Origin of the sequence: Mycobacterium sp. SMC-18 (genome assembly GCF_045310895.1) — a bacterium.
Taxonomy (GTDB): domain Bacteria; phylum Actinomycetota; class Actinomycetes; order Mycobacteriales; family Mycobacteriaceae; genus Mycobacterium.
Window position 1 is genome coordinate 62,351 of sequence record NZ_JBJIAL010000010.1, and the last position, 25,691, is coordinate 88,041.

General features: G+C 70.3%; 22 protein-coding genes. 8 read left to right on the forward strand and 14 right to left on the reverse strand.

Features of this window, described 5'->3' with window-relative positions:
• Nucleotides 1-63: 63 nt before the first annotated feature.
• From ACJH6J_RS11310 to ACJH6J_RS11350, 9 genes are all read right to left on the reverse strand, one after another.
• A complete protein-coding gene (locus ACJH6J_RS11310; RefSeq protein ID WP_212812067.1) occupies nt 64-729 on the reverse strand; it encodes a DUF5642 family protein in 666 nt (221 codons plus the stop codon).
• A gap of 69 nt (nt 730-798) precedes the next feature.
• Nucleotides 799-1,878 carry a phospho-N-acetylmuramoyl-pentapeptide-transferase gene (mraY, locus tag ACJH6J_RS11315; RefSeq protein WP_212812068.1) on the reverse strand — a complete coding sequence of 360 codons (1,080 nt, stop codon included), beginning with the start codon at nt 1,876-1,878 and terminating at the stop codon, nt 799-801.
• Nucleotides 1,875-3,374: a UDP-N-acetylmuramoyl-tripeptide--D-alanyl-D-alanine ligase gene (murF, locus tag ACJH6J_RS11320; protein ID WP_212812069.1), complete on the reverse strand. Its 1,500-nt coding sequence runs from the start codon at nt 3,372-3,374 to the stop codon at nt 1,875-1,877. Before murF ends, mraY begins: the two co-directional genes overlap by 4 nt.
• Nucleotides 3,371-4,906 carry a UDP-N-acetylmuramoyl-L-alanyl-D-glutamate--2,6-diaminopimelate ligase gene (locus ACJH6J_RS11325; RefSeq protein WP_371824535.1) on the reverse strand — a complete coding sequence of 512 codons (1,536 nt, stop codon included), beginning with the start codon at nt 4,904-4,906 and terminating at the stop codon, nt 3,371-3,373. The genes murF and ACJH6J_RS11325 overlap by 4 nt, the downstream gene beginning before the upstream one ends.
• A gap of 42 nt (nt 4,907-4,948) precedes the next feature.
• Complete coding sequence (locus ACJH6J_RS11330) at nt 4,949-6,892, reverse strand: penicillin-binding protein 2 (RefSeq protein ID WP_212812071.1); 1,944 nt, start codon at nt 6,890-6,892, stop codon at nt 4,949-4,951.
• A complete protein-coding gene (locus tag ACJH6J_RS11335; protein WP_406775658.1) occupies nt 6,889-8,103 on the reverse strand; it encodes a hypothetical protein in 1,215 nt (404 codons plus the stop codon). Before ACJH6J_RS11335 ends, ACJH6J_RS11330 begins: the two co-directional genes overlap by 4 nt.
• Nucleotides 8,103-9,224 carry a 16S rRNA (cytosine(1402)-N(4))-methyltransferase RsmH gene (gene rsmH / locus ACJH6J_RS11340; protein ID WP_244872956.1) on the reverse strand — a complete coding sequence of 374 codons (1,122 nt, stop codon included), beginning with the start codon at nt 9,222-9,224 and terminating at the stop codon, nt 8,103-8,105. Before rsmH ends, ACJH6J_RS11335 begins: the two co-directional genes overlap by 1 nt.
• Nucleotide 9,225: 1 nt before the next feature.
• Nucleotides 9,226-9,660 carry a division/cell wall cluster transcriptional repressor MraZ gene (gene mraZ / locus ACJH6J_RS11345; RefSeq protein WP_020103613.1) on the reverse strand — a complete coding sequence of 145 codons (435 nt, stop codon included), beginning with the start codon at nt 9,658-9,660 and terminating at the stop codon, nt 9,226-9,228.
• A 407-nt stretch (nt 9,661-10,067) separates the two neighbouring features.
• Entirely contained in the window at nt 10,068-10,460 is a 393-nt protein-coding gene (locus ACJH6J_RS11350; RefSeq protein WP_406775659.1) for a DUF3040 domain-containing protein, read from the reverse strand.
• 210 nt (nt 10,461-10,670) lie between these two features.
• Here ACJH6J_RS11350 and ACJH6J_RS11355 point away from each other — a divergent pair, with 210 nt between their 5' ends.
• The 4 genes from ACJH6J_RS11355 (at nt 10,671) to ACJH6J_RS11370 (ending at nt 14,696) form a co-directional block, all read left to right on the forward strand.
• Nucleotides 10,671-11,264 carry an N-acetyltransferase gene (locus ACJH6J_RS11355; RefSeq protein ID WP_212812074.1) on the forward strand — a complete coding sequence of 198 codons (594 nt, stop codon included), beginning with the start codon at nt 10,671-10,673 and terminating at the stop codon, nt 11,262-11,264.
• A 90-nt stretch (nt 11,265-11,354) separates the two neighbouring features.
• Nucleotides 11,355-11,981, forward strand: a complete 627-nt coding sequence (locus ACJH6J_RS11360) for an LppM family (lipo)protein (protein WP_406775668.1) — start codon at nt 11,355-11,357, stop codon at nt 11,979-11,981.
• Nucleotides 11,982-12,122: 141 nt separating this feature from the next.
• Nucleotides 12,123-13,181, forward strand: a complete 1,059-nt coding sequence (gene idsA2 / locus ACJH6J_RS11365; protein ID WP_064858727.1) for a bifunctional (2E,6E)-farnesyl/geranyl diphosphate synthase — start codon at nt 12,123-12,125, stop codon at nt 13,179-13,181.
• 6 nt (nt 13,182-13,187) lie between these two features.
• Nucleotides 13,188-14,696, forward strand: coding sequence for an alpha-(1->6)-mannopyranosyltransferase A (locus ACJH6J_RS11370; RefSeq protein WP_406775660.1), 1,509 nt, complete (start codon nt 13,188-13,190; stop codon nt 14,694-14,696).
• Here ACJH6J_RS11370 and ACJH6J_RS11375 read toward each other — a convergent pair.
• A complete protein-coding gene (locus tag ACJH6J_RS11375) occupies nt 14,683-15,087 on the reverse strand; it encodes an Rv2175c family DNA-binding protein (protein ID WP_406775661.1) in 405 nt (134 codons plus the stop codon). The genes ACJH6J_RS11370 and ACJH6J_RS11375 overlap by 14 nt on opposite strands.
• Between ACJH6J_RS11375 and ACJH6J_RS11380 the strand changes: the two genes are divergently transcribed.
• On the forward strand, nt 15,077-16,318 hold the full coding sequence (locus ACJH6J_RS11380; RefSeq protein ID WP_318985157.1) for a protein kinase domain-containing protein: 1,242 nt from the start codon (nt 15,077-15,079) through the stop codon (nt 16,316-16,318). The two genes, ACJH6J_RS11375 and ACJH6J_RS11380, sit on opposite strands and share 11 nt — an antisense overlap.
• A gap of 75 nt (nt 16,319-16,393) precedes the next feature.
• Here ACJH6J_RS11380 and ACJH6J_RS11385 read toward each other — a convergent pair whose 3' ends face one another.
• Entirely contained in the window at nt 16,394-17,779 is a 1,386-nt protein-coding gene (locus tag ACJH6J_RS11385) for a class II 3-deoxy-7-phosphoheptulonate synthase (RefSeq protein WP_020103604.1), read from the reverse strand.
• Between the two features lie 112 nt (nt 17,780-17,891).
• Here ACJH6J_RS11385 and ACJH6J_RS11390 point away from each other — a divergent pair, with 112 nt between their 5' ends.
• The gene (locus ACJH6J_RS11390; protein ID WP_212812078.1) at nt 17,892-18,605 is read left to right on the forward strand and encodes a zf-HC2 domain-containing protein; all 714 of its coding nucleotides are present in this window, start codon (nt 17,892-17,894) and stop codon (nt 18,603-18,605) included.
• Here the strand turns inward: ACJH6J_RS11390 and ACJH6J_RS11395 are convergent.
• On the reverse strand, nt 18,602-19,258 hold the full coding sequence (locus ACJH6J_RS11395; protein ID WP_406775662.1) for a DUF5134 domain-containing protein: 657 nt from the start codon (nt 19,256-19,258) through the stop codon (nt 18,602-18,604). The two genes, ACJH6J_RS11390 and ACJH6J_RS11395, sit on opposite strands and share 4 nt — an antisense overlap.
• Nucleotides 19,255-20,628, reverse strand: a complete 1,374-nt coding sequence (locus tag ACJH6J_RS11400; protein WP_406802647.1) for a PepSY-associated TM helix domain-containing protein — start codon at nt 20,626-20,628, stop codon at nt 19,255-19,257. The genes ACJH6J_RS11395 and ACJH6J_RS11400 overlap by 4 nt, the downstream gene beginning before the upstream one ends.
• A gap of 113 nt (nt 20,629-20,741) precedes the next feature.
• On the opposite strand from ACJH6J_RS11400, the gene ACJH6J_RS11405 reads away from it, so the two are divergent.
• Nucleotides 20,742-22,676: a cytochrome c oxidase assembly protein gene (locus ACJH6J_RS11405; protein ID WP_406802646.1), complete on the forward strand. Its 1,935-nt coding sequence runs from the start codon at nt 20,742-20,744 to the stop codon at nt 22,674-22,676.
• 64 nt (nt 22,677-22,740) lie between these two features.
• On the opposite strand, the gene ACJH6J_RS11410 is transcribed toward ACJH6J_RS11405, so the two are convergent.
• Nucleotides 22,741-25,005, reverse strand: a complete 2,265-nt coding sequence (locus ACJH6J_RS11410) for a heavy metal translocating P-type ATPase (RefSeq protein WP_406803957.1) — start codon at nt 25,003-25,005, stop codon at nt 22,741-22,743.
• Nucleotides 25,006-25,110: 105 nt separating this feature from the next.
• On the opposite strand from ACJH6J_RS11410, the gene sigC reads away from it, so the two are divergent.
• Nucleotides 25,111-25,665, forward strand: coding sequence for an RNA polymerase sigma factor SigC (gene sigC, locus ACJH6J_RS11415; RefSeq protein ID WP_029105716.1), 555 nt, complete (start codon nt 25,111-25,113; stop codon nt 25,663-25,665).
• Nucleotides 25,666-25,691 lie beyond the last annotated feature (26 nt).

Below are 25,691 nucleotides of genomic sequence, written 5' to 3' on the forward strand. Positions count from 1 at the left end.
GCGAGATTCGGCGCGTTCTGCCGCCGCCTGGTTACATTCGCGGCGGCCGCGGCGTCGGAGAAATCAGCTCTTGATCGCCGCGACCGCCTTGACGAGCAACTCCTTGGCGACCTGCGGATCGACGTCGGCCTGGACGACGGCCACCGTCTTGTCCCCCAGGACGGCGGTGTAGGTGGTCTCCTCGATGGCCTTGCCATTGGCGGCGATGTGCGCCTGTACGCCCATGGTCTTGGCGCCCGCGATGTCGGGGCCGGGAACGCGGTCGACCGTTGCGGTGACGCCGTCGGTCGAGTCGACGGTGAACTGATCGCAGCCCGCGTGGCCGAGTTCGCCGACGGTGCCGGCCGCTTCCGCCGCCATCACGATGACGGTGTGGCCCTCCTGGTTGCTGCCGATGAAGCCCGCGGTCTTGGCGCCGACGCCGGCGGGCGCGAGCGGCTTGAGCAGCGACGCGCACTCGGCGGGAGTGACGATCGACGGCGGAGTTGTGGTGAGCGCGCCGACACCAGGTGCGTCCAGCTTCTCCTGCGTGACGGTGTCGGCCTCCAGATCCATCGGGTCGTAACCCGGCGGCAGGCTGCTCTTGGCACCGCCGACCTTCGAGATGTCGTACTTCGCCGCGGCCTGGCCACCACTCCCGGACTTGCCGTCCGAACCGCCGCAACCGGCGATCAGCGCCGCGCCCGCCAGCACGACAACCGGCCCGACCAGGTATTTCTCGACACTCATGGCGCGAACCCTAACAGCGGCCTCGGGCACCACCGCGCAAATGCTGAATGTCGGCTGGGAGCCGCGTGTCTAGCGGCCACCCGCCGACAGCCATTCGCTGTAGAACAGCGCCACCCCGAGCCCGCAGGCGATGGCAGTGAGCAACCAGAACCTGATGATCACCGTGGTCTCGGCCCAGCCGGCCAGCTCGAAATGATGGTGGAACGGCGCCATGCGGAACACCCGCCGTCCCGTGGTGCGGAAGGCCAGGATCTGGACCACGACCGAGGTCACCTCGGCGACGAACAGGGCGCCGAGCACGATGGCCAGCGTCTCGGTCCGGCTGGTCACCGACAGGCCGGCGATGATGCCGCCCAGTGCCAGCGAGCCGGTGTCACCCATGAAGATCTTCGCCGGTGCGGCGTTCCACCACAGGAAGCCGATGCATGCGCCCGCTGTCGCGGCGGCGACGAGCGCCAGGTCCAGCGGGTCACGAACGTTGTAGCAGCCCGGTCCCGGGCTGGTGGCGCACGCGTTGCGGTACTGCCAGAACGTGATCAGCACATACGCCGCGCTGACCATCGCCATCGCGCCGGCCGCCAGCCCGTCCAGACCGTCGGTGAAGTTGACGGCGTTGGACCACGCGCTGACCAGGATCACGATGAACAGCACGAACAGCAGCGGGCCCAGGGTGACGGTCGCGATCTCGCGCACGTAGGACAGGCCGGCGCTGGCGGGCGTCAGCCCGTAGCCGTTGCGGAACTGCAGCACCAGGACGCCGAACAGCACGGCCGACACCAGCTGGCCGACGGTCTTGGCGGTCTTGTTCAGACCCAGGTTGCGGGCCCGGCGGAGCTTGATCAGATCGTCGATGAAGCCGACGGCACCCAGCGACGTGGCCAGACCGAGCACGAGCAGGCCCGAGGCCGACGGCCCCTCGCCGTCGACCAGCAAGCCGACAAGGTGGGTACCGAGATACCCGCACCAGATGCCGGCGATGATCGCCACGCCACCCATCGACGGTGTCCCGCGCTTCTTCTGGTGGCTGGCCGGACCGTCCTCGCGGATCTCGTGACCGAAGCCGCGGCGGGTGAACAGCCGGATCAGCACGGGCGTCAGCACGATCGACACCGCGAGCGCGATACCGACGGCGAACAGGATCTGGATCATGCCTGCCCCTCCCGTGCCAGCTCCTCGGCCAGCGCGCCGAGCCCCGCGGAGTTCGAGGCCTTGACCAGCACGACGTCGCCGGGCTCCAGCTCGGCGCGCAGCAAATCAAGCGCGGCTTCGGCATCGGGGACGGGCGATACCTCGCTGCCCCACGAACCTTCCATCACCGCGCCGTGTTGCATGGCGCCCATAGTCCTCCCGGTTCCGACGACGACCAGTCGTGACACATCTAAACGCACGGCCAGTCGACCGATGCTGTCATGTTCGGCAATCGCGTCGTCACCCAGTTCGGCCATCTCGCCGAGCACCGCCCAGCTACGCACCGGCGCGCCGGATTCGGCGCGCGCCGACTTGGCCATCCAGGCCAGTGCCTTGAGGCCCGCGCGCATCGAGTCGGGGTTGGCGTTGTAGGCGTCGTTCACCACGACCACGCCGTCGGCCCGGGTGGTGACCTGCATGCGGTGCTTCGAGACGGGGCCGGCGCCGGCGAGCGCGTCGGCCACCTGCGGCAGCGTCGCGCCGCATTCCAGCGCGACGGCGGCGGCGCTGAGCGCGTTGGACACCTGGTGGTCGCCGTGCACGGCCAGAGCGACGTCAACCTGCTGCTCCCCCGCGTGCAGGGTGAAGCGCGGGCGGGCCAACTCGTCGAGGGTGACGTCACCGGCCCACAGGTCGGCGCCCGGCGAGCGGGATACCCGCACGACCCGGGCCCGGGTGACGTCCGCCATGGCGGACACGGCACCATCGTCGGCATTGAGGATGACGACACCGGATGCCGGGACAGCCTGCGGCAGTTCGGATTTCGTCGCGGCGATGACGTCGCGTGAACCGAATTCGCCGAGATGCGCGGTGCCGACGTTGAGCACCACACCGATCGACGGCGGCGCGATCTCGGCGAGCGCGGCGATGTTGCCGGGGTGCCGCGCGGACATCTCCAGCACCAGGAAGTCGGTGTCGCCGGTGGCGCGCAGCACGGTCCACGGATGGCCGAGCTCGTTGTTGAACGATCCGGGCGGCGCGATCACCTCACCCAGCGGCGCCAGTACCGCGGCCAGCAGGTCCTTGGTCGACGTCTTGCCCGACGAGCCGGTGACGCCGATGATCCGCAGACCGCCGGCGGTCAGCCGGTCGGCCACGGCACGGGCCAGCTTGCCCAGGGCCGCCAGCACCGCGGCACCCGAGCCGTCGGTGTCGTGCTCCAGCGCGCCCGAGGCCGAATCGACCTGTCCGGCAACCGGTTTCACGACGATGGCCGGCACGCCGACCGGCCGGGCCGCCAGCACCGCGACGGCACCTGCCGCCACCGCACCCGCGGCGAAGTCGTGTCCGTCGGTCCGGGCGCCCGGCAACGCCAGGAACAGCCCGCCTGCGGTGACAGCCCGCGAGTCGAATTCGACGGTGCCCGTCACACGCGTGGCGGCGGCAGCCTCCGGCGTGATGTCGGACAGTTCGCCGCCGACGATGTCGGCGATCTCTGCCAGGGTCAGGTCGATCATGCGGGTGACTCCCCAGCTTTCCCGGCCGCCGCATCGAGCGAGGCGGCCAACTCATCACGATCATCGAAGGGCCGGGTCTGGCCGGCGCGGGTCTGGCCCGACTCGTGGCCCTTGCCCGCCACCAGGACGGTGTCGCCCGCGCGCGCCCAGGCGACGGCGTGGTCGATGGCGGCCCGGCGGTCACCGATCACCACCACCTCGGCCGAACCGTCGGCGGCGCCCGCGGCGATGGTGGCCCGGATGAGGTCGGGATCCTCGTCACGCGGGTTGTCGTCGGTGATCACGACCAGGTCGGCGAGTTCCGCGGCGATGCGTCCCATCGGTTCGCGCTTTCCGGCATCCCGGTTGCCGCCGGCGCCGAACACCACCGCCAGGCGGCCCTGGGTCTGCGGGCGCAGCGTCTGCAGCACCGCCTCCAGGGCGCCGGGCTTGTGCGCGTAGTCGACGAGGGCCAGGAAGTCCTGGCCGCGGTCGATGGGCTGCAGGCGGCCGGGCACGGTGGCGGTCGCCAGTCCGGGTGCCGCCTGCTCAGGCGTGACACCGACGGCGTCGAGCAGTGCCACCGCGAGCAGCGCGTTGGCGACGTTGTAGCCGCCGGGCAGGCCGATCCGCAGCGCGTGCCGGGCGCCGTCGGGCCCGACGGCGGTGAACTGCTGGCCGCCGCGGTCCGCCTCGATGTCGGTGACGGTCCAGTCGGCGTCGCCGGTGGTGCTGACGGTCACCGGATCGGCGGCCCGCGCCGCCATCTTGCGGCCCCAGTCGTCGTCCACGCAGACGACCGACACTTCGGCATGGTTGGGCGAATCAGGTTGGAACAGCCGGGCTTTGGCGTCCAGGTAGGCGTCCATGGTGGGGTGGAAATCGAGGTGGTCGCGCGACAGGTTTGTGAAACCGCCGGCGGCGAAGCGCAGCGCGTCCACCCGGCCCAGCGACAGCGCGTGGCTCGACACCTCCATCACGACGGTGTCGACACCGCGTTCGACCATGGTGGCCAGCAGCGCCTGCAGCGCCGGCGCTTCGGGGGTGGTCAGGGAGCTCGGCAGGTCGCGCCCGTCGATCCGGATGCCGACGGTGCCGATGAGCCCGGCCACCCGTCCCGCGGCGCGCAGCCCCGCCTCCACCAGATAGGTGGTCGTGGTCTTGCCGGACGTTCCGGTGATGCCGATGACGCGCAGCCGCTCCGAGGGCCGGCCGTAAATTTCGGCGGCAACTTCCCCTAGGACCGCCCGCGGGTCGGGGTGCACGAGGACGGGCACATCCACGTCCAGGAGCTCCCGCCCCTCCGGGTCGGTCAGCACCGCGGCGGCGCCGGCCGCGACGGCGTCGGCGGCGAACCGCGCGCCGTGGGCGGCCGATCCCGGCAGCGCCGCGAACAGGTCACCGGCGACGACGTCGCGACTGCTCAGCGTGACACCGGTGACGCGCAGCTCACCGGCCTGGGCCTCGGACGGCAGCGCGGCGCCGACGTGGTCGGCCAACGAGCCCAGCGCGGCCCCGACAGGGTCAGCGGGGCGCAAGGTAGGCGAAGACATGGCCATGACACAGTACCGGGCCGGAGACGGGCGCCCCGCCCGTCAGGTCGCCTGCAGGACCAGCGGCGGACCGGGGTCCGGCGACAGCGGCACGTTCTCGCGCTGCATCAGCCAGGCCGCGATGTTGTGGAACAGCTGCGCCATCGAGTGGCCCGGCGTGCCGTCGGCATTGCGCTGCGGGTTGTTGGCCATGATCCCGACGACGTAACGCGGGTCGTCCGACGGCGCCATGCCGGCGAAGGTGATCCAGTAGTGGTCGTCGTCGTAGTAGCAGCCGCACGCCGGGTTGATCTGCTGGGCGGTACCGGTCTTGCCGGCCATCTGGTAACCCTCGACAGCGCCCGGCCAGCCGGTGCCCTGCTGGGTGCCGCGCGGGTCACGCTGGAGGGTCGCGCGGAACATGTTGCGCAGTGTCGCCGCGGTCTGCGGCGACACGACCTGCACGCCCTCGGGAGCCGCCTGGTCCTGGTGCGTGCCGTCGGCCGAGACGATCGACTTGACGATGCGCGGCGGGATGCGCAGGCCGTCGTTGGCGATGGCCTGGTACATGCCGGTCATCTGCAGCAGGGTCATCGAAAGGCCCTGTCCGATGGGCAGGTTCGCGAACGAGCTGCCCGACCACTGGTCGATCGGCGGGACCAGACCCGCGCTCTCCCCGGGCAGGCCCGAACCCGTGCGCTGGCCGAGGCCGAACTTCGTCAGCATGTCGGCGAAGCGCTCCGGGCCGACCCGCTGGGCCAGCATCAGGGTGCCGATGTTCGAGGACTTCCCGAAGATGCCGGTGGTGGTGTACGGGTCGGTGCCGTGGCCCCAGGCGTCGCGGATGGTGACACCACCCATGTTGTAGCTGCCCGGAACCTGAAGCACCTCATCGGGATTCGACAGCCCGAACTCGATGACCGACGCCGCGGTGACGATCTTGTTCACCGAGCCCGGCTCGAACGGCGACGTCGCAGGCAGGTTTCCCATCTGCTTGTCGTCCTGCCGGCTCAGCTCCTGGGCCGGATCGAAGGTGTTGTCGTTGGTCATGGCGAGGATCTCGCCGGTCTTCGAATCCAAAACCACCGCGGACACGTCGTGCGCGCCGGACATGTCCTTGGCCTGCTGCACCTGCTGCTGGACGTAGTACTGGATGTCGTTGTCGAGCGTGAGCTGGATGGTGGCGCCGTTGATCGCGTCGTGCCGGTCCCGGTAGCTGCCGGGGATCACCACGCCGTCCGAGCCGCGGTCGTAGGTGACCGAGCCGTCGGTGCCGGAAAGCTTTGCGTCGAAGGAATCTTCGAGGCCGAGCAGGCCGTGGCCGTCCCAGCCGATGTCGCCGACGACGTTCGCGGCCAGCGAGCCACCGGGGTACTGCCGGATGTCCTGCCGCTCCGCGCCGACCTCTGGGTACTTCTTGGTGATGGCGTCGGAGATCGCCGGGTCGACGGCCCGCGCCAGGTAGACGAACGAGTCGCGGCCGGTGATCTTCTTGGCCAGGGTCGCGGCATCGGGCTTGTTGTTCAGCAGGCCGGCCACGCCGACGGCGATCTCGTTGAGCCGCTTGTCGGGGTCCGGCGCCGCCGGGGTCTTGGCCTTGGCCTCGGTCAGCTGCTGACGGATCCGGTTCGGCTGGAAGGTCAGCGCGCGGGCCTCGATGGTGAACGCCAGCTTGGCGTTGTTGCGGTCGATGATGCTGCCGCGCACCGCCTTCTGCACGTCGGTGACCTTGAGCTGGCTGGCGGCCTCGGCGCGCAGACCGGCCGCCCGCGGGCCCTGCAGGAAGAACAACTGGACGGCCGCGGCCAGCAGCACCACCGCGATAACGATGTTGCCGGCCTTGTGCCGGAACCCGAACGAGCCGGTCCGCCCCTCGGGCACGACGGCCTCACGGGTCCGCCGGTCGTGCGCCGAATGCGGTTGCGCGGGACGCGGTTTGGCGGCCGGCCGCTTGCGGGGCGCGCCCGTCCGCGCGGCAGCGGTCTTGCGCGGTCGCGTGCCGCTCATGCGGGCAGACCGGGGGCGGGCTGCGCCGGCGCCGGGGCCGGGACCGGAGCGGGAGCCGGGGCCTGTGCCGGGGCTTGTGCGACCGGGGCTTGTGCGACCGGGGCTTGTGCGACGGGCGCCGGCAGCGCGGCCTCAGGCTGCAACGCCGGGCCGGGCAGCGTGCCCTGCCCAGGCACCGGGAGCGCCGGAGCCGCGGGCACGGGCGCCGCGAGGGCGGGCGCCGCGAGTACCGGAGCCGCGGGCGCCGGTGCGTGCACGACCTGCTCGCGCGGGTCGACCACGACGGGCGCCGGAGCGGCGGCCGGGGCCGGAACGCCGGCGGGGGCCGGAGCGGCACCCGGGACCGGAACAGCTGCGGGAGCCGGAACAGCTGGGACACCCGCCGGAGCGGGGGCGGGCGCGGCAGCAGGCGCCGGCTGCGGGGCGGGCGCGGCAGCCGGGGCCGGGCGCGGGGCCGCAGCCGGGGCGGGCGGGGCCGCTTCGGGCAGTGGCGTGTTCAGCGGAGGTGGCGGCACTCCCTGCGCCGGCTTCGGGCTGCCGACCAGCAGCCAGTTGCCGGTGGGGTCCTGCACCAGGTGCGCGGTGTCGCGCGACGGGATCATGCCGAGGTTGCGCGCCGCATCGGCCAGGGCCGGCGCCGCCTGCGCGACCAGCACATCCCGCTCGAGCGCCTCTTTCTGTTGCTGCAGAGCCTGATTGATCTCCTTGGCGCGGCCCAGCTCGTACGACCGTTCGGCCGCGGACGTCGACAGCCACAGCGTGACGCCCAGGCCCATGCCCAGTGCCCCGATGATCAGCACGACGAACGGCACCCGCGCGATCAGATGCCGCGGGTTGAGGTCCATCTCGGCGATGCGGATGAGCAGCCGCTCCCGCAGCGGGGTGCGAACAACCTTGGGCGCCTTGGCTTTCCGTGCCTTGGCGCGGGCCTTGGCCTGTGAGGCGCTCTTGGGTCGCGACGGCGCCGCCGTCGGCCGGGCGAACGGTGTGGTCTGCGGGCCGGCGCCGGTGGGCTTGGACCGCTGCGGCCGGACGTCGCGCTTGCCGCGCTTGACGCGCGCGTCAGTCTTGTTGTCGCGCTTGACTTCCCCCTTGCCACCCTCGCGACGCGATGCCGGGTCGCCGCCGCGGCGCGTCGTGCGGCGGCGCGGATCGGGGTCGGAGTCCCGTCGAGCATTGCCGCCGCGTACCGGTGCTGGCCGCTTTGCCATCACAGACCTCCCCTTGTGACAACTTTTTCCAGTGCGCGCAGGCGGACGGACGCGCTGCGCGGGTTCAATTCGAGTTCGTGTTCGTCGGCCCGCTCGGCGCCCCGGGTCAACGCGGTGAAGAGCGGCTCGTAGCCGGGCAGCTCCATGGGCAGGCCCTCCGGGGTACGCGATGCGATGGCATCGGTGAAGTACCCCTTGACGATTCGGTCTTCCAGCGACTGATACGCCTCGACCGCGATCCGGCCGCCGGGACGCAGCGCGTCCAGCGCGGCGGGAATCGCCGCCCGCAGGCAGTCCAGCTCACCGTTGACCTCGGTGCGCAGCGCCTGGAACGTCCGCTTGGCCGGATGCCCGCCCGTGCGACGGGCCGGGGCCGGGATCACCGCGTAGAGCAGCTCGACCAGCTCGGTCGTCGTGGTGAACGGGCGGCGGGCGCGCTCCCGGACGATCGCGCCGGCGATGCGCGAGGCGAACTTCTCCTCGCCGTACTCGCGCAGCACGCGGGTCAGTGCCTTGGCGTCGTAGGTGTTCAGGATGTCGGCCGCCGTCAGGCCCGAGGTCTGGTCCATGCGCATGTCCAGCGGCGCGTCCTGCGCGTACGCGAAACCACGCTCGGCCTGGTCGAGCTGCATCGAGGACACCCCGAGGTCGAACAGGATGGCGTCCAATTCGCCTGGCCGGTAACCGGATTGGGTCAGCGCCTCGTCGATGCCGTCGTACGGAGTGTGGACCAGGTGCACGCGGTCACCGAACGGCGCCAGGCGCTCCCCCGCGAGCCGCAGCGCGGTCTGGTCGCGGTCCAGGCCGATGAGCGTCACAGCGGGGAACCGCGTGAGGAAGGCTTCGGAGTGGCCACCGGCGCCGAGCGTCGCGTCGATCATGACGGCGCCGGCACCATCGGCGCTGACCCGGGTGAGGGCCGGGGCCAGCAGCTCGACGCAGCGGTCCAGCAGCACCGGAATGTGCGGCCGACGATCGGTCAACGCAACACCCCCAAAAGGCTTCAGCTGGTGGATTTGTGCGGCCCCTGCAGCGAGGTCTCTGTCCGAGTTCGCGAACCTGACGTTGGGGAAGTACGCCAGGGCCGGTTCGGGCAGAGGCCACGCTGCACGGGCCTGCAGGTCAAAGGGTGCTGCCGAGCGCTTCATCGCTTGCCGCGGAGAAGTTCTCTTCGTGAGTTTCTTGGTAGGTCTGCCAGGCCGCGGCGTCCCAGATTTCCAGGTAGTCGACCGCACCGATCACGACGCATTCCTTGGTCAGGCTCGCGTAGCGACGGTGGTCGGCCGACAGGGTGATGCGGCCCTGAGCGTCGGGGTGCTGCTCGTCGGCGCCTGCGGCGAAAACGCGCAGGTCGGCACGAGCGGCGGGGTCGTTCCGGGGAGTGCTCGCCACGCGGCGGGCGATCTCGGCTTCGAACTCGGCCCTGGGGTACACGGCGAGGCTGTGATCTGGACTTTTGGCGACCATCAACCCTCCTGCCAGTGCATCGCGGAACTTGGCGGGCAACGTCAGTCGCCCCTTGTCGTCGAGCTTCGGCGTGTAGGTACCCAGGAACATCAGGCACCTCCCACCACTCCGGAGTCCGGTTTCTCCGATGTCCGCCACATTACCCCACAATCCCCCACTTCTCTCCATCTCAAGTCTAAAAATCGCCTTATCTGCCCCACCTGACGCAGCAATCACGAGAGAACGGGAGCGGAGAACGGCCTCAAACGGCCAGGCTGACCGCCAAAATCCCAGTTGGCAGCCCATGTGGGAGATTGGTGGGGCATTGTGGGGAGCCGCGGAGCACAGCCCCTGAAAAATCGCGGCGCACATCGCCGCCGGCAAATTTCGCTACGGATCCGGCGTGTCGGGTGTCACACCACCCGGAACAGGCAAGAGCGCGCCGAAAACAAACCAGGCCGAGCGAAAAACAAAACAGGGGCAGCCGAATCGGCTACCCCTGCGTCACGCGTCCGCGTCTAGTCGTCGAACCTGCGACGGAACCGGTCTTCCATACGGTTGGTGAACGAGTTGCCCGCACGGGCCCGCTTGGACTTGCCACCCGCCGGGGACGACTTCTCCTTGGACAACACCCGGGGCCCGGTCACCGCGAACACGGCACCGGCAAACATCACCACGAAACCGATGACGCTCAGGATCGGCAGCTGGTTGATCCACAGAATCCGAAAGGCCACACCCAGCACCAGCAACGCCAGACCCAGGACGAACAGCCCTGCGCCCTGCACTCGCCGCCGCGCCGACGGCGCGTGCAGCGTGCCGCCCCGGACGCTCGAAGCGAACTTCGGGTCCTCGGCGTACAGCGCACTCTCGATCTGGTCGAGCATGCGCTGCTCATGATCGGAGAGTGGCATCCGCGCCTCCCAACTCACACCGCTGCCGGCAGCGGCTCCTGACGTCTGCACCCGTGGTCACGGATACCTAACAGTCATGATACGAGGTCACACAGACACGTACCACATACTTCAGACTCCCGAATTGTAAGACTGGGACGTCGGCCGGGCGACAGCGCCTGTTCAGCAACCCGACACCCGACTTCCCTGCCGCACCGAAAGGCTCACACCGTGGCGACGCTCCTGACCGATCTGTCGCCGGCTGACATGCAGTACCGCCTCGACGACGCACTGTCCGTCTACGTCGACGCGATGCGCTACCCACGGGGCACCGAACGCCAGCGGGCCGCCATGTGGCTGGAGCACACCCGCCGCGAAGGCTGGACGGGCGTCGCGGCGTTCGACGTCCCCACAGCCGACGAGGCGCCGGAGGCGGCACTGCGATCCGCCCCCATGCTCGGGGTCGCCTACGGGTACCGCGGCGCGCCCGATCAGTGGTGGTACCAACAGGTCGCGACAGGCCTGCGCCACGTCGGCACCCCCAGCGAACGCATCGACCAATTGATGAACGGGTATTTCGAGCTCACCGAACTGCACATCCACCCGCGGGCCCAGGGGCAGGGACTCGGCGAGGCGCTCACCCGCCGGCTGCTCGCCGGCGCCACGGAATCCCACGTCCTGCTGTCCACCCCGGAGATCCACGGCGAGGACAACCGGGCCTGGAAGCTGTACCGCCGGCTCGATTTCCACGACGTCATGCGCAGCTACTTCTTCCCGGGCGATCCCCGGCCGTTCGCCATTCTCGGCCGCGCCCTGCCACTGTGATCCATCCGGTGTGCCGCTGTCCCTGACGCGATCTGGCACGATAACGGCGTGAACCGCCGCCGCCACCTGCGTGCCTTGCTGCTGTTTCTGATGCTGCTCCCCCTGGCGGTCGGCTGCGTGCGCGTCCACACCTCGCTCACCATCTCGCCCGACGACCGGGTCTCCGGTCAGATCGTGGCCGCCGCGAAGGCCAAGAACGCGGACGACAAGGGTCCGCAGCTGACCAACAACCTGCCGTTCGCCCAGAAGGTCGTGGTCTCGGACTACCGCAAGGACGACTACGTCGGCTCCGAGGCGGTGTTCTCGGACCTGAACTTCTCCGAGGTGCCGCAGCTGGCCAACCTGAGCCGCGACTCGGCGGGTGCCGACATCTCCCTGCGCCGCGCCGGTGACCTGGTGATCCTCGAAGGCCGCGTCGACCTGACGACGCTGAGCGACCCGGAGTCCGACGTCACGCTGTCGGTGGCGTTTCCGGGCGATGTCACCTCGACCAACGGCGAGCGGGTGGCCAGCGACATCGTGCAGTGGAAGCTCAAGCCCGGCGTCGTGACCACCATGAAGGCCCAGGCCCGCTACACCGACCCGAGCGCGCGCTCGTTCACCACGGCCGCCATCTGGATGGCCATCCTGGCCTTCGCGGTCGCCGGCGTCATCGGCGGTCTCGCCTACTGGAGCCGCGACCGCTCACCCAAGTTCGCCGCCGTGTCCGATGAGTGACTTCGCCGCAGTGTCAGATGAGCGACTTCGCCGCAGTGTCCGACCGCCGGCCCGGCACCCTCTAATCTGAATGCACGATTTCGGGGTCAGGAGAGGGGACGCGCGCTGAGCGTCGATGCCGCAGGTCCGTCGGCTGGCGAGCTGGCGAATGCCATCACAGATCAACTGCGCGACTATCTCGCCGAGCGCCGGCGGGACAGCGCCTACATCGGCGACGCCTACGCCGATGTGACGGGGGCACTCGAAGAGTTCGTCCTACGTGGCGGCAAGCGCGTCCGTCCGGCCTTCGCGTACTGGGGCTGGCGCGCCGTCGCCCCCGATCCCGGCCACCCGGCCGACCCGGCGGTGCTGCGCCTGTTCTCCGCGCTGGAACTGCTGCAGGCGTGTGCCCTGGTCCACGACGACGTCATCGACTGTTCGGCCACGCGGCGCGGCCTGCCGACAGTGCACCGGCTGTTCGCCGACCGGCACCGCCAGCAGGGCTGGCGCGGGTCGTCCGAGCAGTTCGGGCTGTCCGCGGCGATCCTGCTCGGCGACCTGGCCCTGTCCTGGGCCGACGACATCATCGCGAACGCCGACCTGTCGGCCGACGCACGCCGCCGCGTCAACGAGGTGTGGGCGCACATCCGCACCGAGGTCCTCGGCGGGCAGTACCTCGACATCGTCGCCGAATCCAGTGGCGCCGACACCGTGGCCTCGGCCATGAACGTGAACCTCTACAAGACCGCGTCCTACACCGTCACCCGGCCGTTGCAGCTGGGCGCCGCGGCCGCCGCCGACCGGCCCGACGTGCAGAAAATCTTCCACGCGGTCGGCACCGACCTGGGCATCGCGTTCCAGCTGCGTGACGACGTGCTCGGGGTGTTCGGCGACCCGGCCGTCACGGGCAAGCCGTCGGGTGACGACCTGCGCTCGGGCAAGCGCACCGTGCTGCTGGCCGAGGCCGTGGAACTGGCCGAGACCTCCGACCCGGCCGCGGCGGCCCTGCTGCGGGACTTGATCGGCACCGATCTGACGGACGGCCAGGTCGGCGAACTCTGCGGCGTGATCGAGGCCGTGGGTGCACTGAGCGCCGTCGAGCAGCGCATCACGCTGCTCACCCAACGTGGACTGGACGCCCTCGCCGCCGCCCCCATCGACGAGGGCGCCAAGGCCGGCCTCACCGAGCTCGCCCGGCGGGCGTCCAACCGGTCCGCGTAGGCCACGATGTCGACCTCGACCACTGCTCCAGGGGCGCTGGCCCGGCTCACCGTGTTCGGGCGATCCGACGAGGGCCGCCCCGCGCTGCTCGGCTTCGCCGGCGCCATCCTGATCGCCCTGGGCGGCCTGGGCGCCGGCAGCACCCGGCAGCACGATCCCCTGCTGGAATCGATGCACCTGTCGTGGTTCCGGTTCGGCCACGGGCTGGTGCTGTCGTCGATCCTGCTGTGGACCGGCGTGGCCCTGATGCTGATCGCCTGGCTGGCGCTGGGCCGGCGCGTCGTGGACCGCACCGCCACCGACTACACCATGATCGCGACGACCGGCTTCTGGCTGGCGCCGCTGCTGCTGAGCGTGCCGGTGTTCAGCCGTGACACCTACTCCTACCTGGCGCAGGGCGCGCTGCTGCGCGACGGCCTCGATCCCTACCTCGTCGGCCCGGTCGACAACCCGAACTCGTTGCTGGACAACGTGAGTCCCATCTGGACCACCACCACCGCGCCCTATGGACCGGCCTTCATCCTGGTGGCCAAGTTCGTCACCATGATCGTCGGCGACCACGTCGTCGAGGGCACCATGCTGCTGCGGCTGTGCATGCTGCCCGGCCTGGTCATGCTGATCTGGGCGGCGCCCCGAGTGGCCCGCCACGTCGGCGCCAACAGCGCTGCCGCCCTGTGGATTTGCGTCCTCAACCCGCTGGTGATCATCCATCTCATGGGTGGCGTCCACAACGAGATGCTGATGGTCGGCCTGATGATGGCCGCCATCGCGCTGACCTTCGAACGGCATCCGATCGCCGGCGTCAGCGTGATCGCCCTCGCGGTGGCGGTGAAAGCGACCGCGGGACTGGCACTTCCGTTCATGGTGTGGGTCTGGATGCGCCAGTTGCGCGAACGGCACCCGTGGGGCCAGGTCCGCGCGTGGCTGGCGGCCACCGCGGCGTCGGGCGCGATCTTCACCGTCGTGTTCGCCGTGGTGACGGTGGCGGCCGGCGTCGGGCTCGGCTGGCTTACGGCACTGGCCGGTTCGGTCAAGATCGTCAACTGGCTGACCATCCCGACGGCCGTGGCCAACCTGATCCACGCCATCGGCGGACTGTTCACCACCGTCAGCTTCTACGCGGTGCTGGACGTCACCCGCATCATCGGTATCGCGATCATCGCGATCTCACTGCCCTTGCTGTGGTGGCGATTCCGGCACACCGACCGGGAAGCGCTGATCGGCATCGCGCTGGTGATGGCCGTCGTGGTGCTGTTCGTGCCCGCCGCGCTGCCCTGGTACTACACCTGGCCGCTGGCGATCGTCTCGGCGCTGGCGCAGAGCCGCTCGGCCGTCGCCGCGATCGCCGGGTTCTCGACCTGGATCATGGTGATCTTCAAACCCGACGGATCGCACGGCATGTACTCGTGGCTGCACGTCATCCTGGCGACGGGATGCGCTGTGGCCGCGTGGTACTCACTGGCCCACGCGCCGGAGCCGAAGACGACGGCTGCCGAGCCGGCTAGTACGCCATAGCCTGGGCGCGCCGCAGCACTTCCCTGGCCTGGTGCGAATGCAGCGCGTCGACCGGACGCGCGTTGACGACGCGCTCGGTGGTGCCGTCGCGCGTCAGCGTCAGCGACTCGTCGGCGGTGAACAGCCACCGCACGATGTCGGTTTCGTGGTAGCCACCGTCGCGCAGCACGACGAGCAGGCCCGGCAGCTGCTTGACCACGTGCCCTTTGGCGTCGAAGAAGATCTTGGGCACCACGATGGCACCGTTCCGGCGCACTCCGAGGAGGTGTCCGTCCCGCAGCTGCTGGTGCACCTTGGTCACCGGGATACCCAGCATCGATGCCACTGTGGGAAGGTCGTAGACCGCTTCATCGGGATCGATAACGTCCTCGGCGGCCGGAATGCTGCTCACCCAGGAGATTCTAGAGCCGTACGATTGCCAGGTGCAGCCATCCCGACAACCGGACCCACTTATCGGTGCGGTGCTGGACGGGCGATACCGCGTGGATGCACCGATCGCCAGTGGCGGCATGTCCACGGTGTACCGCGGCCTGGACACCCGGCTCGACCGCCTGGTGGCACTCAAGGTCATGGATTCGCGGTACTCCGGCGATCAGCAGTTCCTGACGCGCTTCCAGCGCGAGGCCCGCGCCGCCGCCGGCCTGAAAAGCCCTGGGCTGGTGGCGGTTTACGACCAGGGATTCGACGGCCGGCACCCGTTCCTGGTCATGGAACTCGTCGAGGGCGGAACGCTGCGCGAGTTGCTGCGCGAGCGTGGCCCGATGCCGCCGCACGCCGTGGCGGCCGTGCTGGCTCCGATGCTCGACGGCCTGGCAGTGGCTCACGAGGCCGGCCTGGTGCACCGCGACATCAAGCCAGAGAACGTCCTGATCTCCGACAGCGGTGAGGTCAAGATCGCCGACTTCGGGCTCGTGCGTGCCGTCGCTGAGGCCAAGATCACGTCGACGAGCGTCATCCTCGGCACCGCGGCGTACCTCTCCCCCGAACAGGTCAGCACCGGCGACGCCGATCCGCGCAGCGACGTCTACTCCGTCGGCATCCTGGCCTACGAGCTGCTGACCGGCACCACGCCGTTCACCGGCGACAATCCGCTCAGCGTCGCCTATCAGCGGCTGGACCAGGACGTGCCGCCGCCGAGTTCGGCAATCGCCGGTGTGCCAAAGCAATTCGACGACCTGGTGGCCTGCGCGACGGCCCGCCTGGCCGACGACCGCTACCTGGATGCCGGCGACATGGCGGCCGAACTCGCCGCGATCGTCACCGACCTCGGTCTGCCCGAATTCCGGGTGCCGGCACCGACGAACTCGGCGCAACACACCGCGGCGGCCGCACAGCGCGGCCGGGCCGAGCGCACCACGGTCGCGACGGGCCGGGCGGCAGCCCCGAAGCCGGCACCGCAGCACACCCTGCAGTTCACGATGGACCCCGCGATGGACCCCGCACTGCTCGAATCACCGGTGGTGACAAAACAATTCGCCGGGATCGACCTCGACGACTTCGCCTGGGCGCGGCAGCGGTCGCGGCGCGCCGTGCTGTTCTGGCTCATCGCGGTGCTGACGCTGACCGCGTTGGTCGCCGCCGGCGCGTGGACCCTCGGCACCAACATCGACGGGCTGTTCTAGAAACGCCGAATGGCCACCTGCCGCACGGGTTTCGGGTGAAAACCATGCGCCGGGTGGCCATTCGGCGGGGTGCAGCTAGTCGCGCAGCATCTCCGCGACGAGGAACGCCAACTCCAGGCTCTGCTGGGTGTTCAGGCGCGGGTCGCAGGCCGTCTCGTAGCGGCCGGCCAGGTCGTCGTCGGAGATATCCTGCGCGCCACCAAGGCATTCGGTGACGTTCTCGCCGGTGATCTCGACGTGGATGCCGCCCGGGTGGGTGCCCAGCGCGCGGTGCACCTCGAAGAAGCCCTGCACCTCGTCGACGATGCGGTCGAAGTGGCGGGTCTTGTAGCCCGTCGAGCTCTCGTGGGTGTTGCCGTGCATGGGGTCGCACTGCCAGATGACCTGGTGGCCGGAGGCCTCCACCTTCTGGATGATGCCCGGCAGCACGTCGCGCACCTTGCCGTTGCCCATTCGACTGACCAGCGTGAGCCGGCCCGGAATGTTGTGCGGGTCAAGGCGTTCCACGTACTCGACCGCCATCTCGGGCGTCGTCGTCGGGCCGATCTTGATGCCAATCGGGTTGGCGATGGTCTCGACGAACGCGATGTGCGCGTGGTCGAGCTGACGGGTGCGCTCGCCGATCCAGACGTAGTGCGCCGACAGGTCGTACAGGCGCGGCTCGTCGAACTCGGTGGACAGCCGCAGCATCGCGCGCTCGTAGTCGAGCACCAGGGCCTCGTGGCTGGCGTAGATCTCGGCGGTCTGCAGGTTGCGGTCGTTGACGCCGCAGGCCGTCATGAAGTTCAGGCCGCGGTCGATCTCGGCCGCCAGCGCCTCGTACCGGGCACCCGCCGGCGAGGTCCGCACGAACTCACGGTTCCACTCGTGCACCTGCTGCAGCGACGCCAGGCCCGACGAGGTCAGCGCCCGCACCAGGTTCATCGCGGCGCTCGCGTTGGCGTAGGCCCGCACCAGGCGCGACGCGTCGTGCACGCGCACCGCGGGATCCGGGTCGAAACCGTTGACCATGTCGCCGCGGTAGGACGTCAGGCCCAGCGAGTCGGTGTCCGACGAACGCGGCTTGGCGTACTGCCCCGCGATGCGGGCCACCTTGACCACCGGCATGCTGGCGCCGTACGTCAGCACGACGGCCATCTGCAGCAGGGTCCGGATGTTGGCCCGGATGTGCGGCTCGGTGTTGTCGACGAACGTCTCGGCGCAGTCACCGCCCTGCAGCAGGAACGCCTTGCCCTGCGCCACGTCGGCCAGCTGCAGCTTGAGCTTCTCGATCTCGGACGGCACGGTGATGGGCGGCACGCTCTCGAGCACCTTGCGCATCGCAGCAGCCTGGTCCGCAGGCCAGCTGGGCTGCTGCGCGGCCGGACGGGACAGCGCGTCGGCAAGGCGCGTGCGCAGGTCCTCGGGCAGCGGGGGCAGCTCGGGCAGCTGGTCGATGGGTACGTCGACGGTCCAGTTCACGTGTCTATGGTACCGGCGCCGACCAGCGACTATTTACCCACCAAAACGGCACCGATCTACGGATTCGGGACTGCCGGGAGAAAACCGGGCCCGGTGCGCGACTATTGACGATGTGGAGTGCGAGATTGCCCGGGAGGCGCTGTCCGCGCGGATGGACGGCGAGCACGAACCCGTCCCCGCGCGCCGCGTCGACGAGCACCTGGCGTCCTGCCCCGAGTGCCGGCAGTGGCAGGACGAGCTGGACAGCCAGATGCAGCTGCTGCGCGGGCTGATCGCCGCCGACCGCACCCGGATCACCGCCGTGGCCGACACGGTCTCGCAGACCGCGCTCCCCGAAACCCGCCCCGGCCTCGACTGGCTGCGCATCGGCCTCGCGGTGGTGGGCGCCATCCAGATCGTCCTGGCCGTGCTGCAGGCGGCGGGCGTCAGCATCGGCGTGCACGTCGGGCATGCCGCGGGCGGACATGTGGTCAACGAGTCGACGGCGTGGTCCGTCGCACTCGGCGTCGGCATGTTGGTCGCCGCCGCCCGCCCGACCGCGGCGATGGGCCTGGCGATCGTCGGCGGCGTGTTCACCCTCGTGCTCACCGGCTACGTCGTCGTCGACGGACTGACCGGAGCAGTCGGTGCGGTCCGCATGCTGAGCCATCTGCCGGCGCTGGCCGGGGTGGTGCTGACGGTGCTGGTGTGGCGCCGCCATGCCGGCGAGCCGCCGCGGCCGGACCGCGACGCGGCACCCACGCTCGACGACATCACGCTGCCGGACAACGCCTCCCGCGGCCGCCGCCGGGGCCACCTGTGGCCCACCGACGGCAATGCGGCCTAGATCATCACGGCGAACATGATCGCCATGCCGGCCGCCGCCATGACCTGGCACGCCACGGCGAACCACAGGCGGGCCGGGGCGTCGGGGGGCTCCTGCCGCACCGTGAAGTAGCGGATGGCCCACCACAACGCAGCGGCCCCGAACAACGCGGTGACCACCCAGTTCACGGCGTCGACCCACGCCGACGGGTGCCCGCAGCCGCCCATCGGGCCCGCATGCGCCGGCGTCCCGGACATGTCCATGCCCGGCATGGACGGCATCGACGACGCCGACTGCGACGCCTCGGCCGCGGTCCCGGCGCACTGACCGGGCAGCACCCGCCCGTCCATCACGGCGTACATCCACGCCATCGCCAGCATCATCACCGCGTGATAGCCGTCGGCCACCCGATGGCCGGAGCGCACCACCAAGAGGACCGCGAACCAGCCGGCCGCCAGCAGGAAGAACACCAGCGGCGGCCGGTTGGGCACGCCCATCCCGGCCGGCCACGCCATGACGAGCATCGCCACGGCCATCACCAGGTGCAGCGCGCGGCTGGTCTGGTCGGCCCACGTCCGGTTCTCGCGGGCCGTGACGAGGGCGTAGACGCACTGGGCCGCGCTGAACAGGAACAGCCCGGTGACGAGCAACCGGAGCCAGATGTCCGCGATCACCGCGTCGCCTGCCGCCGGCGGCGCCAGCCCAGTGCCACGTCGACCATGACGAACAGGGCCAGCGTGAGGCCGAACAACGGGGCGAAGCACCCGACACCGGCGAGAACCAGCACCAGCAGCGCCGCCTCGTAGGGCCGCAGCGCCGACAGCGCACCGCGCCGTTGCCCGGTCGGCAGGGTGAAACCGGCGCCGCGGGTCGGCCGCCGTCGCCACCACATCCGGTATCCCAGCACGATCCCGACGATCATGGCGAGAGCGACCGCGATCAGCGCCAGCTGATTGACCAAGCCGAACAGCACGCCCATGTGCAGGTCGATGACCCAGTCGGTCATCTTGGCCATCAGCGGCCACTCGGCGAAGTCGAGGCGCGCCGTCACGGCGTTCGTGGTGGGGTCGACGACGATCGCGTCGTACTGCGTCGGCCAGTCACGCTTGCGTTCGGCGACCTGCCAGCCCTGGCCGGCCGTCGTCGGCGGATACATCCACATCGGTGTCCGCAGGTGGGCATCGTGGGCGACCTGCAGCGCCGCGTCGGCGCCGCGCAGCGCGGTGGCCTCATCGAGCGTCGCGCCGGCGGCCTGCCCCGGCAGTGCGGTGTCGACGGACGGGCTGGTCCAGCTCAGCTGCGTCCGCAACTGGGCCACGTTCTCCCCCGCGAACCGCGACCACGTCATGCCCGACACCGCCAGCAGCGCGACCGCCGCGAGAATCCAGACCCCGAGGGTGCCGTGCCACGACAGCAGCCGACGTCGCCCGGTCGCCCGCACATCCGGGACGACGAGCCGCCGCGGCTGTCCCCGGTTGTGCCCGATCCACAGCAGCAGACCCACACCGGCGATCACCCACGACCAACTGGCCGCCAGCTCGCTGTAGTTCCGGCCGAAGGCCCCGAGGTGCAGGTTGCGGTGCAGTTCGTCGAACCAGGCCCGCACCGGCAGCCACTGGCCGTAGGTGGTCAGGGCGCCGCGGACCGCGCCCGTATACGGGTCGACGAACACCGTGCGCGCGTAGTCGGCGGGGACGTCGTCGACCGCGAGCGTCACCTGCGTCGTCTCGTCCGGCGCGGCCGGCGGCCGGATGCTGGTGACGGTGCCCTCCGGGTGCGCGGCACGGACGGCCGACAGCTGGGCGGTCAGCGGCAGCTGCCGGTCGCCGACGTGGTCGACGGTGAGCTCGTGCCGGTACACGGCACTGTCGATCTGCGGTATCACCGCGTACAGCAGCCCGGTGACGGCGGCGATCAGGATGAACGGCGCGACGAACAGGCCGGCGTAGAAGTGCAGCCGCAGCAATGCCGGGCGGAAGCGCTTCCACGCCGACGGATCGGACGCGACGGCAACGTCCGATTCGGGCAGTTGGGTGTGACTCACAACTTGTATTGGTCGGCCCGCGGCGCCAGGAGTTCCTGCGCCCGGAAAATTTCTACGACACCTGGTCGTAGACTGGGCGTGATCAGTTCTTCAGGTGGAAGGCCGGTATTTCGATGGGCTCGGACCGGGCGGGCAGGATCACGCTGCCGCTGTTGGGTTATCTGGCCGCGGTCGCCGCCTTGGTCACCTACGCACTCATCTCGAGCGACCAGCGCTTCGTCGCGACCGGCGACAGCTACCCCGGCACGTTCACCGCTGTGGCCGAACCGGTCGGCTACTTCACGGCCGTCCTCGCCGCCGCGATCTGCCTCGGCGGCCTGCTGTACATCGTGACCACCGCCCGGCCCGACTCCAAGGGCGTCATCGACCCGCCCACTTACCGCATCCACCTTGTGCTGGAACGGGTTTCGCTGGTCTGGCTGGTCGCCGCGGCGTTCATGGTGGTGGTGCAGGCAGCGACCGACGCCGGCGCGCCGGCCCTGCGGCTGGTCGAGAGCGGCCGGCTGGGTGAGGCCATCGGCGCGTCCGAGATGGCCCGTGGCTGGATCGCCGCCACCCTGTGCGCCGCCCTCGTGGCGCTGACGCTGCGGTTCAGCGTGCGGTGGATCGCCATGGTCGTGCTGTTGCTCCCGAGCGTGATCGGCGTCCTGGCGCTGCCGGTGACCGGCAATGCCAGCGAAGGGCCGGACCACGACTACACGACCAGCGCGGTCATCGTGTTCGCGGTGGCGCTGGCCGTGCTGGCCGGTACCAAGATCGCGGCCGTCATCAGCCCGCCGGCCGCCGACCTCTACCGGCGCGTGCTGATCATCCAGGTGGCCTGCGGCACCGCGGCCCTGATCTACGGCGTGCTGCTGCTGGCCGAACAACTCGGCCCGCCCGGACTGACGGGCAGCGATTACGGACGGTGGGCCATCGTCGCGGCGATCGCGCTGGCGGCGTCGTGGATCACCGATGCCGCGGCGCTGCGCCGCGCCAAGCCGTCCCGACTGGCCACCTGCCTGCCCGCGCTCACCGCGCTCGCCGCGGTGTCCGCGATGGCGGTGCAAACCGCGCCGCGCCTGCTGCACCACAAGTACACGACCTGGGACGTCTTCCTCGGCTACGAGCTGCCCGACCCGCCGAATGTGGTTCGGCTGCTGACGGTCTGGCGGTTCGACACCTTCATCGGCATCGGTGCGCTGGTGCTTGCCGGCGCCTATCTCTACGCCTACCTGAAGCTGCGGCGCCGGGGCGACGAGTGGCCGGTGGGCCGGTTGCTCGCGTGGCTGATCGGCTGCGCGGCACTGCTTTTCACCAGTAGCTCGGGTGTGCGGGCCTACGGCTCGGCGATGTTCAGCGTCCACATGGGCGAGCACATGACGCTCAACATGTTCGTGCCGGTGCTCCTGGTGCTGGGCGGCCCGGTGACCCTGGCGCTGCGCGCCCTGCCCCCGGCCGGCGAGGGCGCCCCGCCCGGACCCCGCGAATGGATCCTGTGGCTCGTGCACTCGAAAGTCACCGCCGCCCTGTCGAATCCGATCGTGGCGTTCGTGCTGTTCGTCGCGTCGCTGTACGCGGTGTACTTCACCCCGATCTTCAACACGCTCGTCCGCTACCACTGGGGCCACGAGTTGATGAGCGTGCACTTCCTGCTGGTCGGCTACCTCTTCTACTGGGGCATCATCGGCATCGACCCGGGCCCCAAGCGCCTGCCGTTCCTCGGCCGGCTCGGATTGTTGTTCGCGGTCATGCCTTTTCACGCGTTCTTCGGCATCGCGACCATGACCATGACCGACACCATCGGCGGACCGTTCTACAAGTTCGTCGGCCTGCCGTGGCTGTCGAGCATCGGCGCCGACCAGCACCTCGGCGGCGCCATCGCGTGGGGTTCGAGCGAACTGCCGGTGATCCTGGTGGTCATCGCCCTGGTGGCACAGTGGGCGCGGCAGGATCGCCGCGCCGCCTCCCGCGCCGACCGGCACGCCGACGCGGACTATGCCGACGACGACCTGGATGCCTACAACGCGATGCTGCGCGAGCTGGCCCGCCAGCGCGGCCAGCAGTAGTCCCGACGTCAACAAGTGATTCGTGCACGATTTTCCGCGTCACGCGCGGAAAATCGTGCACGAATCACTTGAAGTTGCGCAGCCGCAGGCTGTTCGACACCACGAAGAACGACGAGAAGGCCATCGCCGCGCCGGCGATCAGCGGGTTCAGCAGCCCGGCGGCGGCCACCGGGATGGCGGCGATGTTGTAGCCGAAGGCCCACACCAGGTTCAACTGGATGGTGCGCATGGTCGCCTTGGCCAGGTCCAGGGCCTGCGGCACCGAATCCAGGCTGTCGCGGACCAGGATGATGTCGGCGGCGCCGATCGCGACGTCCGTGCCGCGGCCGATGGCCAGGCCCAGATCCGAGCAGGCCAGCGCCGGGCCGTCGTTGATGCCGTCACCGACCATCGCAACCATGCGGCCGCGGTCGCGCAGCTGCTGGATGACGTCGACCTTGCCGTCCGGCAGCACATCGGCGATGACGTCGTCGATCCCCACCGCGGCCCCCACCGCGGCGGCGGCCGCCGGGTTGTCGCCGGTCAGCAGGATGGTCTTCAGCCCACGCTCGTGCAGCGCGGCGATGGCACCCGCCGCCGATTCGCGCACCGCGTCAGCGACCGCGATGGCACCGCACAGCTCGTCGTCGACGGCCACGAAAACCACTGTCTCGCCGCGGGATTCCGCGCCGCGCCGCGCTTCCGCGAGGGCCGCGGGCACCGCGGCCCGGCCGGCCGCCCAGGACGGCTTGCCGATGCGCACCTCGCGCTCCCCCACCGTGCCGACGACGCCGCGACCGGGAACAGCCTGGAAATCAACAACTTCCGCATGCTCGGGCGCCGACGTGGTGATGGCCACCGCGACCGCGTGTTCGGACGCCGACTCCACCGCCGCGGCGAGGGCCAGCACGTCGTCTGACTCCCAGCCGTCGGCAGCCGTGACCGCGGTGACGGCCAGGTGCCCGGTGGTCAGGGTGCCCGTCTTGTCGAAGACGACGGTGTCGACGGCCCGGATCGCCTCGAGCGAGCGGTGCCCCTTCAGGAAGATGCCGAGCTGGGCGCCGCGTCCGGACGCCACCATCATCGCCGTCGGCGTGGCCAGGCCCAGCGCGCACGGGCACGCGATGACCAAGACCGCCAGCGCGGACGCGAAAACCTTGTCGGGACCGGCCCCGGCCAGCGCCCAGCCCAGCGCGGTCAGCGCGGCGATGGCGAAGACGCACGGCACGAACACCGAGGCGATGCGGTCGGCGAGGCGCTGCGACTCGGCCTTCTGCGCCTGCGCTTCCTCGACCAGCCGCACCATGCCGGCGAACTGGGTGTCGGCGCCGACCGCGGCGGCCTCGACGATCAGGCGTCCGTCGAGCACGATCGTGCCGCCGATGACGCTGCTGCCGGGCGTCGCCCGCACCGGCTTGGCCTCGCCCGTCATCACGCTGGTGTCGACGGCGGCCGAGCCCTCGACCACGAGTCCGTCGGCCGCGATGGTCTGACCGGGCCGCACCACGAACTTCTGCTGCTCGGCGAGTTCCTCGGCCGGGATGACCATTTCGGTCCCGTCGGCGAGGAGGACCGTGACGTTCTTCGCGCTGAGGGCCGCGAGCGCCCGCAGCGCGCTGCCCGCCTTGGACTTGGCGCGGGCCTCGAAGTAGCGGCCCGCCAGCACGAACACCGTGACGCCGGCGGCGACCTCGAAGTAGATCGCGTCGCTGCCGACCAGCGCCTGCCAGATGCCGGTGGCCTCGGTGGCGTGGTGTCCGAAGAAGACCGTGTACAGCGACCAGACCGTGGCCGCGGACACGCCGACCGAGATCAGGGTCTCCATGGAGACCGCGCGATTGCGGGCATTGCGCAACGCGACGCGGTGGAACGGCCAGGCGGCCCACGTCACGACCGGCAGCGCCAGCGCCGTGAGCACCCACTGCCAACCGGTGAAACGGGTGCTGGGGACGACGGCGAACATCACCGATAGATCGGCGAGCGGGACGAACAGCACCGCGGCCACCAGCAGGCGGCGCAGCAGGTAGTGGGCGTGCGAAAGATCCTCGTCGTCGCGGTCGCCGGCGATCACGCCGGAGCGGGGCTCGGCTTCGTAACCGGCCTTGCGGATCGCGTCGCACAGGTCGGAATCGGCGATCTCGGGAAGGGCGTCGACCGTGGCCACGCGGGTGCCGAAGTTCACCGAGGCGCGGACACCCGGCATCTTGTTGAGCGTCCGCTCGACCCGCGCCGAGCAGGCGCCGCACGTCATGCCGGTCACGTCGAGCTGCACCCGGCGCGCGGCCGCACTGTCGTCGGCAGCTGCGGCAGCGTCGACCGCGCTGCCGACCGCTGTGCTGGCCGTCATCATCCTCCTATTGTCCCCCGGTCGTGTCCTGCGCTGTGCGGGCTACCAAATCAATGGTCGGACGTGCCCGGCTGTGAGTTCCCGGCAACCGTCGCATATGGTCGGCCTGTGAACAGCCGCGGCGACGACGACGAGGTGACCCGCCTCGCATTGGCGGCCGGCCGGGGCGATCGCGCCGCATTGGAGCAGTTCATCAAGGCTACCCAGCGCGATGTCTGGCGCACTGTCGCCTACCTCGACGAGCCCGGCAGCGCCGACGATCTGACGCAGGAGACCTACCTGCGTGCCCTCGGCTCGCTGCCGCGGTTCCGCGGCCGGTCGACGGCCCGCACCTGGCTGTTGTCGATCGCGCGCCGCGTCGTCGTCGACCACATCCGGCGCAAGCAGTGCCGGCCGCGCAGCAGCGCCGCCATCGAGCCCGAGACCGTCATCGACATGCACCAGCCGACCGCCCGGTTCGAGGACATCGTCGAGATCCGCATGCTGCTCGACGGCGTCGACGCCGACCGCCGGGAGGCGCTGCTGCTGACCCAGGTGCTGGGCCTGTCCTACGCCGAGGCCGCCGAAATCTGTGGCTGCCCCGTCGGCACCATCCGCTCCCGGGTCGCCCGGGCCCGCGACGACCTGCTGCGGGCGGGCAACCAGGACCAGAGCGCGGGCTGAGTCGCCGCGGAACCCGGGCCGCCACC

What these genes read in the sequence shown, in the direction of transcription:
- ACJH6J_RS11370 (WP_406775660.1), top strand. Translation starts at nt 13,188, where the DNA reads ATGTCGACCTCGACCACTGCTCCAGGGGCGCTGGCCCGGCTCACCGTG.
- ACJH6J_RS11325 (WP_371824535.1), bottom strand. Translation starts at nt 4,906, where the DNA reads ATGTCTTCGCCTACCTTGCGCCCCGCTGACCCTGTCGGGGCCGCGCTG.
- murF (WP_212812069.1), bottom strand. Translation starts at nt 3,374, where the DNA reads ATGATCGACCTGACCCTGGCAGAGATCGCCGACATCGTCGGCGGCGAA.
- ACJH6J_RS11335 (WP_406775658.1), bottom strand. Translation starts at nt 8,103, where the DNA reads ATGGCAAAGCGGCCAGCACCGGTACGCGGCGGCAATGCTCGACGGGAC.
- ACJH6J_RS11405 (WP_406802646.1), top strand. Translation starts at nt 20,742, where the DNA reads ATGGGCTCGGACCGGGCGGGCAGGATCACGCTGCCGCTGTTGGGTTAT.
- ACJH6J_RS11310 (WP_212812067.1), bottom strand. Translation starts at nt 729, where the DNA reads ATGAGTGTCGAGAAATACCTGGTCGGGCCGGTTGTCGTGCTGGCGGGC.
- ACJH6J_RS11350 (WP_406775659.1), bottom strand. Translation starts at nt 10,460, where the DNA reads ATGCCACTCTCCGATCATGAGCAGCGCATGCTCGACCAGATCGAGAGT.
- ACJH6J_RS11380 (WP_318985157.1), top strand. Translation starts at nt 15,077, where the DNA reads ATGCTGCTCACCCAGGAGATTCTAGAGCCGTACGATTGCCAGGTGCAG.
- ACJH6J_RS11360 (WP_406775668.1), top strand. Translation starts at nt 11,355, where the DNA reads ATGCTGCTCCCCCTGGCGGTCGGCTGCGTGCGCGTCCACACCTCGCTC.
- mraY (WP_212812068.1), bottom strand. Translation starts at nt 1,878, where the DNA reads ATGATCCAGATCCTGTTCGCCGTCGGTATCGCGCTCGCGGTGTCGATC.
- ACJH6J_RS11410 (WP_406803957.1), bottom strand. Translation starts at nt 25,005, where the DNA reads ATGATGACGGCCAGCACAGCGGTCGGCAGCGCGGTCGACGCTGCCGCA.
- mraZ (WP_020103613.1), bottom strand. Translation starts at nt 9,660, where the DNA reads ATGTTCCTGGGTACCTACACGCCGAAGCTCGACGACAAGGGGCGACTG.
- ACJH6J_RS11330 (WP_212812071.1), bottom strand. Translation starts at nt 6,892, where the DNA reads ATGAGCGGCACGCGACCGCGCAAGACCGCTGCCGCGCGGACGGGCGCG.